Consider the following 15,732-nt stretch of genomic DNA (forward strand, 5'->3'; position numbering starts at 1 on the left):
GGCTGCCTGTAGCATTTGCGCCGATGTTGCCAAGCTGCCATGCGGCGCGACGCGGCAAATGGAAGGACAGGCATCATGATCCCGCGGGAATATCTGGGCTCGGCGCTGGTGCCGGGCGGGCAGGAGCTCAAGCTCTACCGGCGCGGCGCGGACCATATGATCGTGCTCGACCGCAACGAACTCATGAGCAGCCGGATGAGCGGCTCCGAGAAGCAGCTGGCGCTGATGACGATCGAGCGGTTGAAGGGGCGGAAAAGCCCGCATCTGCTGATCGGTGGCTATGGCATGGGCTTTACCTTGCGGGCGGCGCTGGGCGTGCTGGACGGCGCGGCGCGGGTCACGGTGGCGGAACTGGTGCCGGAGATCATCGCATGGGCGCGCGGGCCGATGGTCGATCTGATGGCGGGGTGCCTGGACGATCCGCGCGTCGAGTTGCTGATCGAGGATGTGGTGCCGGTGATCGGCCGGGCGCGGGCAAGCTATGACGCCATTCTGCTGGATGTCGACAACGGGCCGGACGGGCTGACGGCGGCGGCGAACGACCGGCTCTATGCGATGGCCGGACTGGAGGCGGCCAAGGCAGCGCTGAAGCCCGGCGGCATATTGGCGGTGTGGTCGGCGGGGTCCGACGAGCCCTTCACCCGGCGGTTGCGGAGCGCGGGCTTTTTGGTCGACGAGGTCGCTGTCAAGGCGCGCGACAATGGCAAGGGGCCGCGTCATGTCATCTGGTTCGCCACGAAGCGATGAGGGGCGAAGTATACAGTGTCGTGAGGCTTTTTCGGGCTGAAGCGCCTGCGACGCGCTCGCGACGCGCCTGCAAGGCGACGGTTGGGTCACAGCGGCGCGCCGCCGACGCGCCGTCGACGCTTCACCGGCTTGGCGGGCGCTATTTTGTGAACGGGAGGTCGGCAAGGGCTTCATCGCCGAGGATAGATCAGGAAAAATCCTATTTTGGAAGGGGTTGAGTGCTGCCACTTACCCCGCGCTTCTTGAGAAGCGGGATGCCGGGTCGAGCCCGGGATGACGAAGTGGTATGACAGCTATCGACCCATTTTTTGCCGTTCCTTGATCCTCTGGCTCGATCTAGGAGCTGTCATTCCTCTTTGCGGCTGGTCGCTCCTGTGGCAATGCAGAGCTATGCTGTCGGATGAATTAGGCGATCTCATTGAGATTATAATTTTGCTCCTACGAACTGACCAAGGCGTTCGAAGAGCGATCACGCCTGCTACCCAGATTTGCTATCAGCTTGGCGTCTGTGATGACGATATGGATGACGTTATGTTGGAGGCAATTCGCCGTGTGGGCAGGCGTCCGCTTATGGTGGGTGAGCCCGGCAGCGAAGAGGTCGTTTTTGATCCCGAGCTAACTGTGGAGGGCTTGGCAAGTTTCATACTAACTCGTTGCCCTCCGATTGCGCCGACTTAGACCGCTGGGTAGGTGTCGATCATTTGCAGACATACTACGCACAGCATAAGGTTTCAAAATGCACGACTTTAGGCCCATCATTTTTGTAGTCATCGGGCTGGGAATTTACCATTTATCTTTGCCGGCGCTGCATGCAGAGGGCATGAATGGCTGGGTCGCAGCTAGTCTTGCATGCATAATTAGCATTGCAACTGTTTTTGCCATTCTTAAAGTTTGGCGGCTAATACGACAGCGGACGGACCGCTAGCCACCCATCTTCGTCATGCCAGCGACCCGAAGGGCGGCCGCAGGCCAACGCTGGCATCTCACTTCTTCTTCTGGCACCGCGGTTTGAAGAACAGTGAGATCCCCGCCTGCGCGGGGATGACGGTATAAGGGATTCCTTGCGTCGGCCAGCTATCCCGCCCTGATGCTGGCTCGCCGACCTCAATGAAAATCACGCGAACTCGGTAGTATCCGCACGTCCCTTGGGTGCCGGCGCGGCGAGGGGGCGGCGCGGGGCGCGCCGGGGTGGGTGACTTCGTCGCTGCGGCTCATGGGCTGTTCGTGCAGCCAGTCGAGCGCGCTGCTGGCGTCGGTGACGCGGTCAACCATCAGGTGGACGACATTTTCCTTGCTGCGCTGGATCGTGCCGTCGATCAGCATCAGGCGGGCGGCCATGACGGCGCGGCGTTGTTTCTCCATCTCGCGCGCCCAGAGCAAAGCGTTGACGATGCCGCTTTCATCCTCGATCGTGATGAACACCGCATTGCCCTTGCCCGGCCGCTGGCGGATGAGGACGACGCCCGCCACGCGCACCTTCGCGCCATCCTTGGCGGCGTTGACGGCGGCACAGTCGATGACGCCATGGCGCGCGAAGCGGGCGCGCAGGAACTGCATGGGGTGGCCCTTCAGCGACAAGCGATGGGTCTGATAGTCGATCGCCACTTCCTCCGACAGGGGCATGGGGGGCAGCGCGGCGTCGGCTTCCCGGCCGAGTTCGGGCAAGTCCTGCGCGGCGAAGAGGGGAAGTTGCGCGGGGGGCACGCGGCGCGCCTCCCACCCCGCCTGCCGCCGGTTCTGGCCGATCGAGCGGAGCGCGTCGGCGTCCGCCAGCAACTGGAGCGCGCGCGCAGGCATGTGCGCGCGGCGGGCGAGATCCTCCATGTCGCGGATCGGTGCTGATGCGCGCGCGGCGATCAGCGCCTTCGCCCATTCCTCGCGGAAGCCGTCGATGCGGTGGAGGCCGAGGCGCAGGATTCGCGGCCCCTCCAGCGTGCTGTCCCAATGGCTCGCCTGCACGTCGATCGGCCGCACCTCGACGCCATGCTCCTGCGCGTCGCGAACCAGTTGCGCGGGGGCGTAGAAGCCCATCGGCTGGCTGTTGAGCAGCGCGCAGGTGAAGACGGCGGGGTGATGGCATTTGAGCCAGGAGGAGACATAGGCGAGCCAGCCGAACGCCTGGGCGTGGCTTTCGGGGAAGCCATATTCGCCGAACCCCTCGATCTGCTTGAAGCAGCGTTCGGCGAAGTCGCGTTCATAGCCGCGCTTCACCATGCCTTCGACCAGGTCGGTCTGGTAGTTGCTGACGAGGCCGGTACGGCGGAAGGTCGCCATCGCGCGGCGCAGCCCGTCAGCCTGTTGCGAAGTGAAGCCGCCGGCGACCATGGCGAGCTTCATCGCCTGCTCCTGAAACAGCGGGACGCCGAGCGTCTTGCCCAGCACATCTTCCAGTTCGCGCGGGTTGCCGGGCGGGCCGGGCAGTTCGGCGGCTTCCTCGCCGTTGCGGCGGCGGAGATAGGGGTGGACCATGCCGCCCTGAATCGGGCCGGGGCGCACGATCGCGACCTGGATGACGAGGTCGTAGAGTTCCTTGGGCTTCATCCGGGGCAGCATGGCGATCTGCGCGCGGCTTTCGACCTGGAAGGTGCCGATGCTGTCGCCCTTTTGCAGCATCCGGTAGGTCGCTTCATCCTCCAGCGGGACGGTGGAAAGGTCGATGTCGCCAAGGTCGTGCTGACGCATCAGGTCGAAGCTTTTGCGGATCGCGGTCAGCATCCCGAGCGCCAGCACATCGACCTTCATCAGTTCCAGCGTGTCGAGATCGTCCTTGTCCCATTCGATGAAGGTGCGGTCCGCCATCGCGCCGTTATGGATCGGGACCAGTTCGTCGAGCCGCCCTTCGCTCAGCACGAAGCCGCCGACATGCTGCGAGAGGTGGCGCGGCGTTTCGTAGAGGCGGTCGGCCATGTCGCGCAGGCGCGCCAGTTCCGGGTTTGCGGGGTCGAAGCCGGCTTCGGCCACGCGGCTTTCGGGCAGCCCCTCCCCGCCCCAGCCCCAGACGGTGCCGGAGAGGCGCGCGGTCACATCCTCGGTAAGGCCCAGCGCCTTGCCCACTTCGCGCAGCGCGCTGCGCTGGCGGTAGCGGATGACGGTGGCAGCGATGCCGGCGCGATCGCGACCGTAGCGGGCGTAGATATATTGCATCACCTCCTCGCGCCGCTCATGCTCGAAATCGACGTCGATATCGGGCGGTTCGGTGCGTTGTTCGGAGAGGAAGCGGGTGAAGAGCAGCTTTTCGCGCACCGGGTCGATCGGCGTGATGCCGAGCAGGTAACAGACGAGCGAATTGGCGGCCGAGCCGCGCCCCTGGCAGAGGATCGGTGGCTCCAGGCTGCGGGCATAAGCGACGATGTCGTGGACGGTCAGGAAATAATAGGCGTAGGTCTTGGCACGGATGAGGGTGAACTCTTCGGTCAGCGTCTCGCGATATTTGGGCGGCAGGCCGTCGGGGAAGCGCTGCTTCGCTTTCTCCTCCACCAGATGCTCCAGCCAGTCCTGCGGCTGCCAGCCTTCGGGCACGGGTTCATGCGGATATTCATATTTCAGCTGGTCGAGCGTGAAGTGGATGCAGCCGAGCAAATCCTGCGTCGCGGCGATGGCTTGGGGTGCTGACGCGAAGAGGCGGGCCATTTCGGCGGGGGCTTTCAAGTGCCGCTCGGCGTTGGCGGCGAGCTTTCGCCCCGCCGTCTGCACGCTCAGCCCTTCGCGGATGCAGGTCAGCACATCCTGCATCGGCCGGTCGTCGGCCTCCGCATACAGGGCGTCGTTAGTGGCGATCAGGGGGACGCCGGTCTGGGCGGAGAGCGCCTTTCGCTTCGCGAGCATCCGTGCGTCGCGGCCGGCGCGGTGCATCGTCGCGGCGAGCCAGAGGTGGGGCGTCGCCTGTTTGAGCTGCGCCAGCAGCGCCGCGTCGCCGTCCGTCGCGATCAGCGCCATGTCCTGCATGTGGTCGAGCAGGTCCGGGAGGGTGAGGATGCAGTCCCCCTTCTTCGCCTGCCGGTTGCCGAGCGTCAGCAGCCGCGTCAGCCGCCCCCAGCCGAAGCGGGTCGCGGGATAGGCGACGATGTCGGGCGTGCCGTCCGCGAATACCAGCCGCGCGCCGACGATCAGGCGCATGTGCCCGGCAAGCGCGCCCAGATCTTTCAGCGCCTGATATGCGCGCACCACGCCCGCCACGCTGTTGCGGTCGGCGATGCCGATGGCGGTCATGCCGAGATAGGCCGCCTGCCGCACCATGTCGCGCGGGTGCGAGGCACCGCGCAGGAAGCTGAAATTGGTGGCGGCGACCACTTCCGCGAAGGGCAGCGCGCTCATGCGAAAAGACCGTGGAGATACCAGCCGATGTCGGCTTCCTCGCCGAACAGGCCGTGGCGGAACATCCAGTAACGGCGGCCGTCGCTGTCCTCGATCCGGTAATAGTCGCGCGTCCGCCCTGCCCCGCCGGCATGATGGCCGCCCTGCCTGCGCCACCATTCGGCGGCGATCCGCTCCGGCCCCTCGGCCAGCACAACCTCATGCAGCTTGCCGCGCCAGCGGAAGCGCTGCGGCGGGCCGTCGGGGACGCCGGCGATCGCGGCGACGCTTTGGGGCGGGTCGAACAGCAACAGCGGGCGCGGCGGCCGGTCATCGGTCGAGGGCCAGCCGGCGTCGCCCGCCTGGGCGGCGGGGACGAGGCGTTGGGCGGCTTCGGGCAGATGCCGGTCGCGCGGTTGCAGGCGGCGGATGCGCTGGGGGCCAAGGCGGATGCCGAGCCGGTCGATGAGGGCGATGACGCCTTCCTGTGCGGCCTCCCGCGCGCTGCCGTCCAGGCTACGCTGGCGGTCGGCGAGCGGCTCGGTCCAGGGCACGGCGAGATGAACCGAATCGAAGCCGAAGCCGGGATCGATCGGGTCGGCGAGCGTGTCGATCCGCTCGCGCAGCAGGCGCAGCACGGCGGCGGGATCGCACACCGGCTGGGCGGTTTCGATGGTGAGATCGCGCCGCGCGCCGTCGCTGCGGACGAGGCGGACGAGGAAGCGCCGGCCGCCCAGCCGCCTTTCCTCCATTTGCCGCGCGGCGTCGGCCAGCAGATGCTCCACCACCTCCATCACATCGTCGGTGCGGGCGATCGGCTCGGGAAAGCGGGCGTCGGCGCGGATCGGCGCTTGCGCGCGGCGCGGCGCGATCGGGCTGGCGGCCTCGCCCAATATCTGGCGCAGGCGGGTGACGGCCTGCTGCCCGAAGCGGGCGGCGATCATGCCCATGGGCCGCCGCGCGAGATCGCCGATCGTGCGGAGTCCTGCGCGTCGCAGCGCCGCGAGCGCGCGATCATCGAGATCGAGCGCAACGACGGGGAGCGCGTGGACATCACCGCCCTTGCCGCCATGGCGGGCGAGCGCGCGGGCGGCGGTGGCGTTGGGGCCGAAGCCGCAGCGGCTGGCATAGCCGGCTTCGCCTTTTGCGGCGCGGGCCAGCGCCTTTTCGCCGCCGAAGAGATGCGCGCAACCGCTGATGTCGAGGATCAGGCCATCGGGCGGGTCGAGCGCCACCATCGGCGTGAAGCGCCGCATCGCCACGGCGAGGCGATCGAGTTCGCGCGCGTCGGCATCCGGGTCTGCGGAACAGGTGGCAAGGGTCGGGCAGCGCGCCCGCGCGTCGGCCAGGGTCATGCCGGCGATCAGCCCCTCCGCCTGGGCCAGGGGATCGAGCGCCGCCAGCCGCAGCGCATTGCCGGCGCGCGTCACCAGCGCCAGCGGCGCGTCAGGCGACGCGGCGTCGGGGGTCGTGCGCCGCGTCCGTTCGCAGGCGAGGAAGGGGAACCACAGCGCCAGGCATTGCCTCGAATTGGGGCTGGAATTGGGCTCCATCGCGAAAACATCCATGGTCCATGTCCCAGATCAGCCGCCATCGCGACCCGGCGGGGCCGCCCCGGCAGCGCAGCAGTTCCGCGTCGATCGCGGGCCAGCCCGGCGCGTCGGCTTCCAGCGGCACCGACGGCGCGCTGGCGATCGACCAGCGCGTGCGCGCCGCGCTCGATCGTGGCTGGGCATCGACCCGCAGCAGGATGACGCAGGCGCGCGAGGCTTCGGCCGCCAGCACCAGCCGGCGGCTGGCGGTGAGGTCATAGTCGGCGAAGCGGCCCTCGCTTTCGATCAGCACCGCCGCCACCCCGGCGCAGCGCGCGGCATCCAGTCCCGCGCGCAGCATGTCGATCTCGCTCGCCGGCTCGACCAGGGTCAGCCGGGCCGGGTCCAGTCCCAGCAGCGCCAGGCCGTCGCCCGAAAAGAGCGTCGGCAGGCGGGATCGCCCCGGCACCCGCAGCGCGACGATTGCGCCGTCGGGGACGAAATGCCCCGATGCCAGTGCGAAGGCGAGCGCTGCGGCGCGATCCTCTCCCACGGCATGGATTTCATGCAACTGCCCCGCTCCCAGCGCCGGCAGCGACGCTGGTTCCTGCGCTGCGGTCCGTTCCGAAGAGCGGCCGCCGCCATGAGGCGCAATCGAATCCATATCCCGAATCATCCACGATGTTCACTTTATGTTCCATCGCACAACGCAGGTCCAGAGGATTTGAGCCCCTGCTTTCGCTCAGGATGCCGGAATGCCCGACATGGGATGGCCGGCCGGGCAAGGACGAGGCGGGCCAAAGCAGATCAAGGCCCTTGCAGACCGTCCTTCACCCACTATTCAGCCCGACTTTGCATAATGTGAAGGACGATGACGATCCTGTTCCGGTTGCTCCTGCCGAGCTTTCTCCTGTCGTCCGGCCTGGGCGCTGTGGCCCATGCCGAGACCTATTTCATCGATTCCCGCATCGGCGACGATCGCGCCAGCGGGACGTCGGCGGACCAGCCCTGGCGATCGCTGGCGCGGGTCAACCGCCAGCCGCTCAAGGCCGGCGACCGGATATTGCTGACCGCCGGGTCGGTCTGGCGCGAGCCGCTGACCATCACACGGTCGGGGAGGAAGGATTCGCCGATCAGCATCGCCGCCACCGGCGCGGGGCCGCGTCCGCGCATCGACGCGGGCGGGGTGTCGGCCCATGCGGTCGGGATCATCAACGCCGAATATGTGACGCTGAGCGGCTTGGAGGTCACCAACGACGCGCCGGCACCTGCGTTGCGGCATGGCGTGCTGGTGTCGGCCGAGGATCGCGGGGTGACGCGCGGTATCCGGGTGCATGACATGTATATTCATGACGTGCGGGGCATCAACAGCCGCAAGGATAATGGCGGCATCGTCTTCCGCGCGGTGGGAGCCAAGCGCCCGACCCGGTTCCACGACCTGCGGATCGAACGCAACATCGTGTGGAAGGTCGACCGGTCGGGCATTGCCGGCATCAGCGATCGGGTGACCGCGCGCGACTGGTTTCCGAGCGAGCGGGTCGTCATCCGCGACAATCTGGTCGAGGATGTCGGCGGCGACGGCATCGTGCCGCGCGGCACCGACGGGGCGCTGGTCGAGCATAATATCGTCCGCTACGCCGGCAGCCGCGCGCCCGGCTACAATGCCGGCATCTGGCAATGGAGCACCGACAACAGCCTGATCCAGCTCAACGAGGCGGCGCATACCGTGACCCGCTATGACGGGCAGGGGTTCGATTCCGACTTCAATTCGCGGCGGACGGCGATCCTCTATAATTACAGCCACGACAATGCGGGCGGCTTCCTGCTGATCTGCTCGCCCCGACCCGACGACAAGAACAATTTGGGCAACCGCGGCACGGTGGCGCGGTTCAATGTCAGTCGTAACGACGGGACGCGGATCTTCCAGCTGTCGGGCAATGTGTCCGATGCGCTGATCGAGCGTAACGTCGTCCATGTCGGCAAGACCAAGGACGTGCAGATGGTGGTAGCGACCAACTGGGACGGATGGGCGCGCGACGTGCGCTTCGTCGGCAATGTCTTCAACGTCGCGGGGACGGCGCGCTATGGCAGCGAGAGCGGGCGGAACGGGCCGGATTATCTGATCAGGGCGGGGTTCGATCCGGCCAGCTTCATCCGGTTCGAAAGGAACAGCTATTTTGGCGCGCATGTCGATCGGCCGGGCGAGGATGCCGGCGGATCGACGCTGCCCTTCCGCGATGTGGCGGCGGACTGGGCGGTGCCGGTGTTCAACCCCGCCAGCGCGGATGGCTTCCCCGCCTTCATGGCGCAGCATCGCGCCTGGATGCTGGCGATGCTGGAGCGCGAACTGGGCGAGCCGGTGCGGTTGCGTCAGCCGAGGCGGATTTCGATCTTCGAGGCGCGGTGACGAGGACCGGCTTGGCCTTTATGACGGTTTAATCGCTGTCTCGGTCGTAGACATCCGGCAGGAAGCGGACGCCCTGGTCGGTGGGGACGGCGGTCAAATAGGTGAGATAGACCGGCACCGGCTGGGGCAGCGGGCGATGCTGTTCCGGGGCGGTTCCGTCCGCGGCGGGCGACTTGCCGAAGAACCAGCTGCCGAGGCGCTGCGCGTCCTCCAGCCGGACGCAGCCATTGCTGTAGTGGCGGTCCTCCTTGGCGAAGAGCGCGCGCTGGGGCGTGTCGTGCAGATAGATGCCAAGATCGTTGGGAAACATGAACTTGACCCGGCCCATCGCATTGTCGCCGCCGGGCAGCTGGCGCACGCGCACTTCCTGCCGGCCGGCCGCCACCGCGTTCCAGTCGATCGCGCTCTGGGCGAGCGGCGCGGGATTGGCGCTCCAGTCGGCGAGCGCTTCGTAGCGCATGGCCTTCAGCGAACCGCCGCCCAATATCTTCGGCGCGACCTTGCGTTCGACGAGGTCGGGCGGGATGTTCCAATAGGGGTTGAGCGTCGCATAGCGGATCATGCCCGCCATCATCGGGGTCTGGCTCTCCTTGGCTCCGGCAACGACCTTCATCGTGCCGTCGAGCGCCCCCTTGCTGTAGTACCAGAGGCGGGCGGAGGCGGCGTCCACGACGACATGGCGGGTCCAGGGGCCGGGCAGAAGGCGCGCGCGTTCGAGGTTGAGGGCGAGCGCCCGCTCGTATCGGTCGCTCCCTTGGTTAAGCGCGGCGATGGTCATGGCGCCGGCGACGCCATCGGGATGAAGGCCATGGTCGGCCTGGTAGGCGCGGACCCTTGCCGCCAACGCCTTGTCATAGCCGGTGCCACCAGGCAGGCCGAGGCGATGGCGCAGGAGGGCGACGGCTTCGCCCTTGCCGCCGGGACGCAGCTTGACGCCGGCGGGAATCTCAACCGCCGGCAGGCCACCCCATTTGCGGGCATAGTCGGCGCGGGCGCTGCGCAGCCGCATGTAGAGCGGGCTCATCCAGCCGGCGCTGCGGATATAGTCTGTGAGCGAAGGCGCGAGCGCGGCGGCGCGCAGCGTGTCCGACGGATCGGGGTCGCGCGGCTCAACCTCGCGGTCGAGATAGCGCATTTTGAGGCCGCGCGCCGGGCGGCGCATGTCGGCGACGAGGCTCGCGAAGCTGCGCGAGAGGGCGAGGTCGGCGCGGGCGAGCGATTTGGGATCGGCCGAAGCGTCGGCGTCCTCGATCAGGCGGCGCAGGGCGCGGGCGTCATAGTCGCGCGGGTCGAGGCCGTCGACCTCCACATCCTCGATCAGAGCGAGCAGCGCGTCCGCCTGGGGGCCGATACGGTCCTGCGCCAACCAGAGCGGCCAATAGCCGCGCGGGGCGTAGAAATCCTTGTATTTGCCGCCGACCTGCGCGCGGATTTCCGCCGCGACGCTCGACCGGGCGGCCTGCGCGACGTCGGGCTGCGCGGCTGCGCCCTGGGGCAGCGCGGCGGCGATCAGCAGCAGGGGTAGAAGCGAGGGGGCGCGGCGGTGTCGCCGCGCCCGGTCTGACAGGTGGATCAGCCGCGTTCTCCCCGGCGGGGCGGCGGCGGCGGCGGCGGGGGCGGACAGGGCGGCCCCTGGACGGCGTGATAGATGCCGTCGGCGGTGTAATAGCCGTCGACATAGCCGTCGCCGTCGCGGTCGGCCGCAACCGTGCCGGCGATCGCGCCGGGACCAATCGGCGGCGCGGTGGTGACCGGCGCTTCATTCCGGGTGCAGGCGCCAAGCGCCAGCAGACCGCCCGTGGCGATTGCCAGATATTTTAGGTGCATATCATCTCCCTGGACGTATCGGGCGCCAAGCGCCGTCACGCCGTTTGACCTTGATGCCGCGACCCGTGCGGCGGGACGCTAACGCCCGACCGGGAAATATAATCCATTACCGCAGCGAAATGACGGCAGGCCGTTATAGGGGAGCGCCGAGCCGTTAGTCCATCGCCCAGTCGCGCGAAGCGATGCCTTGGGCATAGAGGAGGACGGAGAGGTCGCCATGGATGATTTCCGCCGCGGCGGCTTCGCGGGTCTTGGGCTTGGCGTGGTAGGCGACGCCCAGCCCCGCCCCCTCGATCATCGGAATGTCGTTCGCGCCGTCGCCCACCGCCAGGGTCAGCGCCCGGCCGATGCCGCCGTCGATCGCCGCTTCCAGCTCCGCCCGCTTGCGCGCGGCGTCCACGATCGGGGTTTCGACCGTGCCGAGCAGTGCGCCGTCGGCGATCTCCAGCACGTTGGAGACATGGGTGTCGAAGCCGATCTCCGCCGCCACCGGGCCGGTGAAGCGGGTGAAGCCGCCGGAGACGAGCAGCGTCCGCGCTCCGCGCGCCCTCATCGTGCGGACCAGCGCCTTTGCGCCGGGCATGATCCGCACGCGATCGGCGCGGCACTGGTCGATGGCGCTGTCGGGCAAGCCTTTCAGCAGGGCGACGCGACCGTGCAGCGCGCCCTCGAAGTCGAGTTCGCCGCGCATCGCCCGTTCGGTGATCTCGGCGATCTGCGGCTTGATGCCGGCATAGTCGGCCAGTTCGTCGATGCACTCGACGGTGATCATGGTCGAATCCATGTCGGCGATGAGGAGCGTCTTTTCGCGGGTCGCGGCGGGCTGGACGATGACGTCCAACGCAAGGTCACGGCCAAATCCGCCGAGGGCGACAGAATGTCCGATTTCCTTGATTGCCCGCGCAATCTGGAGGCAATCGCTGCCGCTAAAGTCGCTCAATGGATTGAAGAAGAGATCAGCAGCGATGCCTTCGTCGATTATGGATGTGGAGCAAACATCGCCTGCGGTACAATCTCGGTCGAATTGATACGCGATTTCGCTGAGCAGGCCGTGGTCGAGGCCTTCCTTTGCCACTAAGGTCGCGACGAACATGCTCAACTCCCAGCCCCCTGCCGACGAATCCCGCCCACCGGTCGCGCTTATTGCCGGGCCGACCGCCAGCGGCAAGAGCGCGCTGGCGGTCGCGCTGGCGAAAGCGGCCAATGGCGTCGTCATCAATGCCGATGCGAGCCAGGTCTATGCCGACCTGTCGATCCTGTCCGCCCGGCCGACGCGGCAAGAGATGGGCGATGTGCCGCATCGGCTGTTCGGCCATATCGACGGGGCGGAAGCGTGCACGGCGGCGCGCTGGGCGGGCGAGGCCAGGGCGGAGATCGATGCGGCCCATGCGACCGGGCGGCTGCCGGTGCTGGTCGGCGGGACCGGCCTTTATATCCGCACCTTGCTGGACGGGATCGCGCCGGTGCCGGACATCGACCCCGACGTGCGGGCGGCAGTACGGGCTATGCCGGTGGCGGAGGCTCACGCGGCGCTGACCCGCGAAGACCCGGAGGCGGCCGCCAGGCTGGCGCCTGCCGACACGACGCGGGTGGCGCGGGCGCTGGAGGTGGTGCGGTCGACGGGACGGACTCTCAAAAGCTGGCAGGCGCACAAGGCGGGCGGGATCGGCGACGGGATCGCCCTCTCCCCGCTGATCCTGCTGCCGCCGCGCGACTGGCTGATGGCGCGGTGCGACCGGCGGTTCGGGCAGATGGTCGAACGCGGCGCGGTGGCGGAGGTCGAGGCACTGCTGGCGCGCGGGCTCGACCCGGCGCTGCCTGTCATGCGGGCGATCGGGGTGCCGGAGATCGCCGCCGCGATCAATTTGTACAGCGAGTTGGACAGTTGTTTGGACAAGGCGCGAACCGCGACGCGGCGCTACGCCAAGCGGCAATATACCTGGTTCGCGCATCAACCGCCCGCCGACTGGCCGCGCGAGCATCGCGAAATAGATGACAAAATCATTGATGAACTGGTAATTAAATTTCAAGGTTAGCTATTGACCTGCCATTTTATGTCCACTAGAGGCAGGCGCCTTGCCATGGCCGGCGCTTGCGCGCAAAGGCGCGGACTGACAATCGGAGGAGTGATCTCGTGGCCGAAAAGAGCGGCGCGGACATATTGGTCGAATGCCTGGTCGATCTGGGCGTCGAAGTCGTGTTCGGCTATCCGGGCGGCGCGGTGCTGCCCATCTATGACGCGCTCTACAATCACCCCACGATCCGGCACGTGCTCGTCCGCCACGAACAGGGCGCGACGCATATGGCGGAGGGCTATGCGCGTTCGACCGGCAAGCCCGGCGTCGTGCTCGTCACCTCCGGCCCCGGCGCGACCAATGCCGTCACCGGCATCACCGACGCGCTGATGGATTCGATCCCGATGATCGTCATCACCGGGCAGGTGCCGACGCAGCTCATTGGCACCGATGCCTTCCAGGAAGCCGACACGGTCGGCATCACCCGCCACTGCACCAAGCATAATTATCTGGTCAAAGACCCCGCAAGACTGGCGCAGGTCGTCCATGAAGCGTTCCACATCGCCACCACCGGCCGCCCCGGCCCGGTCGTCATCGACATTCCCAAGAACGTCCAGATCGCGACCGCGCCCTATGCGAAGCCGGAGCTGAAGGTCCATGCGAGCTACCACCCGCAGACGAAGGCGGATGCGGCCGCGATCGACGCGGCGGTCGAGATGCTGGCGGCGGCGGAGCGGCCCATCTTTTACACCGGCGGCGGCGTCATCAACTCCGGCCCGCAGGCCTCCGCCCTGCTGCGCGAACTCGCCGCGCTGACCGGAGCGCCCGTCACGTCCACGCTGATGGGCCTGGGCGCCTTCCCTGCCTCCTCCGACCAGTGGCTCGGGATGCTGGGGATGCACGGCACTTACGAGGCCAACTGGGCGATGAACCAGGCGGACCTGATCCTGTGCGTCGGCGCGCGCTTCGACGATCGGGTGACGGGACGGCTCGACGCCTTCGCGCCCCACAGCCGCAAGGTCCATATCGATATCGACCGCAGTTCCATCAACAAGATCGTCGATGTCGATGTCGCCATCGTCGCCGATGTCGGCAGCGCGCTCGATGACATGATCGCGCTGTGGAAGCAGCGGGGCCACCGACAAGCCGACCTTTCCGAATGGTGGGCGCGGATCGCGGGCTGGCGCGCCAGGCGCAGCCTGGATTATGCCGAAGACGGCATCGAGATCATGCCCCAGCGCGCGATCGCCGACCTCTACAAGGCGTGCGTGGCGACAGGCAGGGACGTCATCATCACCACCGAAGTCGGCCAGCACCAGATGTGGGCGGCGCAGCATTTCGGGTTCGAGGCGCCGAACAAATGGCTGACCTCGGGCGGCCTTGGCACGATGGGCTATGGCTTTCCCGCCGCGATCGGCGCGCAGATGGGCAATCCCGACAGCATCAGTATCTGCATCGCGGGCGACGCGTCGATCCAGATGAACATCCAGGAGATGGGCACGGCGAGCCAGTATCGCCTGCCGGTCAAGATCTTCATCCTCAACAATGAATATATGGGGATGGTCCGCCAGTGGCAGGAGCTGACCTATGAAAGCCGCTATTCCAACAGCTATTCCGACAGCCTGCCCGATTTCGTGAAGCTGGGCGAAGCCTATGGCTGGACCGGCATCCGCATCGAGGGGCCGCAGGAACTGGAGGCCGGCATCCGCCAGATGCTGGAGACCGACGGGCCGGTGATCGTCGATTGCCGGGTGGCGAAGCTCAGCAACTGTTTCCCGATGATCCCGTCGGGCGCGGCGCATACCGACATGCTGCTCGATCCCAGGCAGATCGCCGGCGTCATGTCGGACGAGGCGAAGGCGCTGGTATGACGCAGCATTTGAAGCTGCGCATCCATGTGACCGAGCCATGGGATTTCGATCGCGAGGCGGGGACGGCGGAGCTGACCGGCTGGACCGTCGATCATGCCGACCCGGACAATGAGGAATGGGAAGTGCATCTCGACCATGGCTTTGATTTCCACAAGCGGCATATCGGCACGCTGCTGGTCGGGCCGCGCTATGTCGGCGAGCGGCTGGAACGGATGTTCGACGCGGTGGCGGGCTTTCCGGTGCGGCTCGCCCACCGGCTCGACAATGACTGGCATTTCGCCTTCGTCGCCTTGATTTCGCAGCGGCACGACCGGGAACCGCACGACGACCATCAGGATCACGGAACCAGCATCTGATGCATATCCAGGAAGAAACCAGCCAACGGCACGTCCTGTCGCTGACCGTGTCGAACGAGGCGGGGATATTGGCGCGCATCGCGGGGCTGTTCACCGCGCGCGGCTATAATATCGACAGCCTGACCGTGGCCGACATCAGTGCGGACCATGCGATCAGCCGCATCACCATCGTGACCAACGGCCCGCCCAAGGTGATCGACCAGATCATCGCGCAACTGGACCGGCTGGTGCCGGTGCACAAGGTAACGGACCTGACCGAGGCAGGCCCCTTCGTCGAGCGCGAGCTGGCGCTGGTGAAGGTCGCGGGCATCGGCGAGGACCGGATCGAGGCGCTGCGCCTGGCCGACGTGTTCCGTGCCAAGGTGGTGGATACGACGATCGAAAGCTTCATCTTCGAGATTACCGGCACGACCGAGAAGATCGACAATTTCGTCGGCCTGATGCGGCAGATCGGCCTGGTCGAGGTCGGCCGGACGGGCGTCGTCGGGCTGATGCGGGGGAAAGAGGCGAATTGAATTTAGACCCCTCTCCCGCCGGGAGAGGGAGGGGCCCATGCGAAGCATGGGAGGGTGAGGGCCTGCGCGCCCACGCCCGGTGGTTCCCCCTCACCAACTTCGACTAGGGCCTGCCGGCCCAAGTCTTCGTATCCTCTCCCTCTAGGGAGAGGGTTGGGATGAAAAGGGA

At 67.0% G+C, this 15,732-nt stretch carries 13 protein-coding genes; 7 read left to right on the forward strand and 6 right to left on the reverse strand.

The window, feature by feature from the left end:
• The first annotated feature begins 75 nt into the window (after positions 1-75).
• Positions 76-747 carry a spermidine synthase gene (locus ACETPF_RS06645; RefSeq protein ID WP_373933586.1) on the forward strand — a complete coding sequence of 224 codons (672 nt, stop codon included), beginning with the start codon at positions 76-78 and terminating at the stop codon, positions 745-747.
• Positions 748-1,851: 1,104 nt separating this feature from the next.
• Here ACETPF_RS06645 and ACETPF_RS06650 read toward each other — a convergent pair.
• The 3 genes from ACETPF_RS06650 to ACETPF_RS06660 are packed head-to-tail and all read right to left on the reverse strand — an operon-like array spanning position 1,852 to position 7,236.
• Positions 1,852-5,061, reverse strand: a complete 3,210-nt coding sequence (locus tag ACETPF_RS06650; protein WP_373933587.1) for an error-prone DNA polymerase — start codon at positions 5,059-5,061, stop codon at positions 1,852-1,854.
• Positions 5,058-6,593: a Y-family DNA polymerase gene (locus ACETPF_RS06655; RefSeq protein ID WP_373933958.1), complete on the reverse strand. Its 1,536-nt coding sequence runs from the start codon at positions 6,591-6,593 to the stop codon at positions 5,058-5,060. Before ACETPF_RS06655 ends, ACETPF_RS06650 begins: the two co-directional genes overlap by 4 nt.
• On the reverse strand, positions 6,487-7,236 hold the full coding sequence (locus tag ACETPF_RS06660) for an ImuA family protein (protein WP_373933589.1): 750 nt from the start codon (positions 7,234-7,236) through the stop codon (positions 6,487-6,489). The genes ACETPF_RS06655 and ACETPF_RS06660 overlap by 107 nt, the downstream gene beginning before the upstream one ends.
• A gap of 207 nt (positions 7,237-7,443) precedes the next feature.
• Here ACETPF_RS06660 and ACETPF_RS06665 point away from each other — a divergent pair, with 207 nt between their 5' ends.
• Positions 7,444-8,979: a right-handed parallel beta-helix repeat-containing protein gene (locus ACETPF_RS06665; protein WP_373933590.1), complete on the forward strand. Its 1,536-nt coding sequence runs from the start codon at positions 7,444-7,446 to the stop codon at positions 8,977-8,979.
• A gap of 28 nt (positions 8,980-9,007) precedes the next feature.
• Here ACETPF_RS06665 and ACETPF_RS06670 read toward each other — a convergent pair whose 3' ends face one another.
• The 3 genes from ACETPF_RS06670 to serB form a co-directional block, all read right to left on the reverse strand.
• On the reverse strand, positions 9,008-10,555 hold the full coding sequence (locus tag ACETPF_RS06670) for a L,D-transpeptidase family protein (protein ID WP_483475725.1): 1,548 nt from the start codon (positions 10,553-10,555) through the stop codon (positions 9,008-9,010).
• The gene (locus ACETPF_RS06675) at positions 10,552-10,806 is read right to left on the reverse strand and encodes a hypothetical protein (RefSeq protein WP_328280377.1); all 255 of its coding nucleotides are present in this window, start codon (positions 10,804-10,806) and stop codon (positions 10,552-10,554) included. The genes ACETPF_RS06670 and ACETPF_RS06675 overlap by 4 nt, the downstream gene beginning before the upstream one ends.
• 154 nt (positions 10,807-10,960) lie before the next feature.
• Positions 10,961-11,746 (reverse strand): phosphoserine phosphatase SerB, encoded by a 786-nt coding sequence (gene serB, locus ACETPF_RS06680; protein WP_373933591.1) that lies wholly within the window; start codon positions 11,744-11,746, stop codon positions 10,961-10,963.
• On the opposite strand from serB, the gene ACETPF_RS06685 reads away from it, so the two are divergent.
• The 5 genes from ACETPF_RS06685 (at position 11,684) to ilvN (ending at position 15,563) form a co-directional block, all read left to right on the forward strand.
• The gene (locus ACETPF_RS06685; RefSeq protein WP_373933981.1) at positions 11,684-11,884 is read left to right on the forward strand and encodes a hypothetical protein; all 201 of its coding nucleotides are present in this window, start codon (positions 11,684-11,686) and stop codon (positions 11,882-11,884) included. The two genes, serB and ACETPF_RS06685, sit on opposite strands and share 63 nt — an antisense overlap.
• Positions 11,885-11,897: 13 nt before the next feature.
• A complete protein-coding gene (gene miaA, locus ACETPF_RS06690; RefSeq protein WP_373933593.1) occupies positions 11,898-12,842 on the forward strand; it encodes a tRNA (adenosine(37)-N6)-dimethylallyltransferase MiaA in 945 nt (314 codons plus the stop codon).
• A 98-nt stretch (positions 12,843-12,940) separates the two neighbouring features.
• Entirely contained in the window at positions 12,941-14,692 is a 1,752-nt protein-coding gene (locus tag ACETPF_RS06695; protein WP_373933594.1) for an acetolactate synthase 3 large subunit, read from the forward strand.
• Positions 14,689-15,048: a hypothetical protein gene (locus ACETPF_RS06700; protein ID WP_373933595.1), complete on the forward strand. Its 360-nt coding sequence runs from the start codon at positions 14,689-14,691 to the stop codon at positions 15,046-15,048. Before ACETPF_RS06695 ends, ACETPF_RS06700 begins: the two co-directional genes overlap by 4 nt.
• Positions 15,048-15,563 carry an acetolactate synthase small subunit gene (ilvN, locus tag ACETPF_RS06705; RefSeq protein WP_373933596.1) on the forward strand — a complete coding sequence of 172 codons (516 nt, stop codon included), beginning with the start codon at positions 15,048-15,050 and terminating at the stop codon, positions 15,561-15,563. Before ACETPF_RS06700 ends, ilvN begins: the two co-directional genes overlap by 1 nt.
• Positions 15,564-15,732: the final 169 nt, after the last annotated feature.

The organism is Sphingobium agrisoli (assembly GCF_041877245.1).
In the GTDB taxonomy this organism is placed as follows: Bacteria; Pseudomonadota; Alphaproteobacteria; order Sphingomonadales; family Sphingomonadaceae; genus Sphingobium.

What these genes read in the sequence shown, in the direction of transcription:
- ACETPF_RS06685 (WP_373933981.1), top strand. Translation starts at nt 11,684, where the DNA reads ATGTCCGATTTCCTTGATTGCCCGCGCAATCTGGAGGCAATCGCTGCC.
- ACETPF_RS06665 (WP_373933590.1), top strand. Translation starts at nt 7,444, where the DNA reads ATGACGATCCTGTTCCGGTTGCTCCTGCCGAGCTTTCTCCTGTCGTCC.
- ACETPF_RS06645 (WP_373933586.1), top strand. Translation starts at nt 76, where the DNA reads ATGATCCCGCGGGAATATCTGGGCTCGGCGCTGGTGCCGGGCGGGCAG.
- ACETPF_RS06675 (WP_328280377.1), bottom strand. Translation starts at nt 10,806, where the DNA reads ATGCACCTAAAATATCTGGCAATCGCCACGGGCGGTCTGCTGGCGCTT.
- ACETPF_RS06655 (WP_373933958.1), bottom strand. Translation starts at nt 6,593, where the DNA reads ATGGAGCCCAATTCCAGCCCCAATTCGAGGCAATGCCTGGCGCTGTGG.
- ilvN (WP_373933596.1), top strand. Translation starts at nt 15,048, where the DNA reads ATGCATATCCAGGAAGAAACCAGCCAACGGCACGTCCTGTCGCTGACC.
- miaA (WP_373933593.1), top strand. Translation starts at nt 11,898, where the DNA reads ATGCTCAACTCCCAGCCCCCTGCCGACGAATCCCGCCCACCGGTCGCG.
- ACETPF_RS06700 (WP_373933595.1), top strand. Translation starts at nt 14,689, where the DNA reads ATGACGCAGCATTTGAAGCTGCGCATCCATGTGACCGAGCCATGGGAT.
- ACETPF_RS06660 (WP_373933589.1), bottom strand. Translation starts at nt 7,236, where the DNA reads ATGGATTCGATTGCGCCTCATGGCGGCGGCCGCTCTTCGGAACGGACC.
- ACETPF_RS06650 (WP_373933587.1), bottom strand. Translation starts at nt 5,061, where the DNA reads ATGAGCGCGCTGCCCTTCGCGGAAGTGGTCGCCGCCACCAATTTCAGC.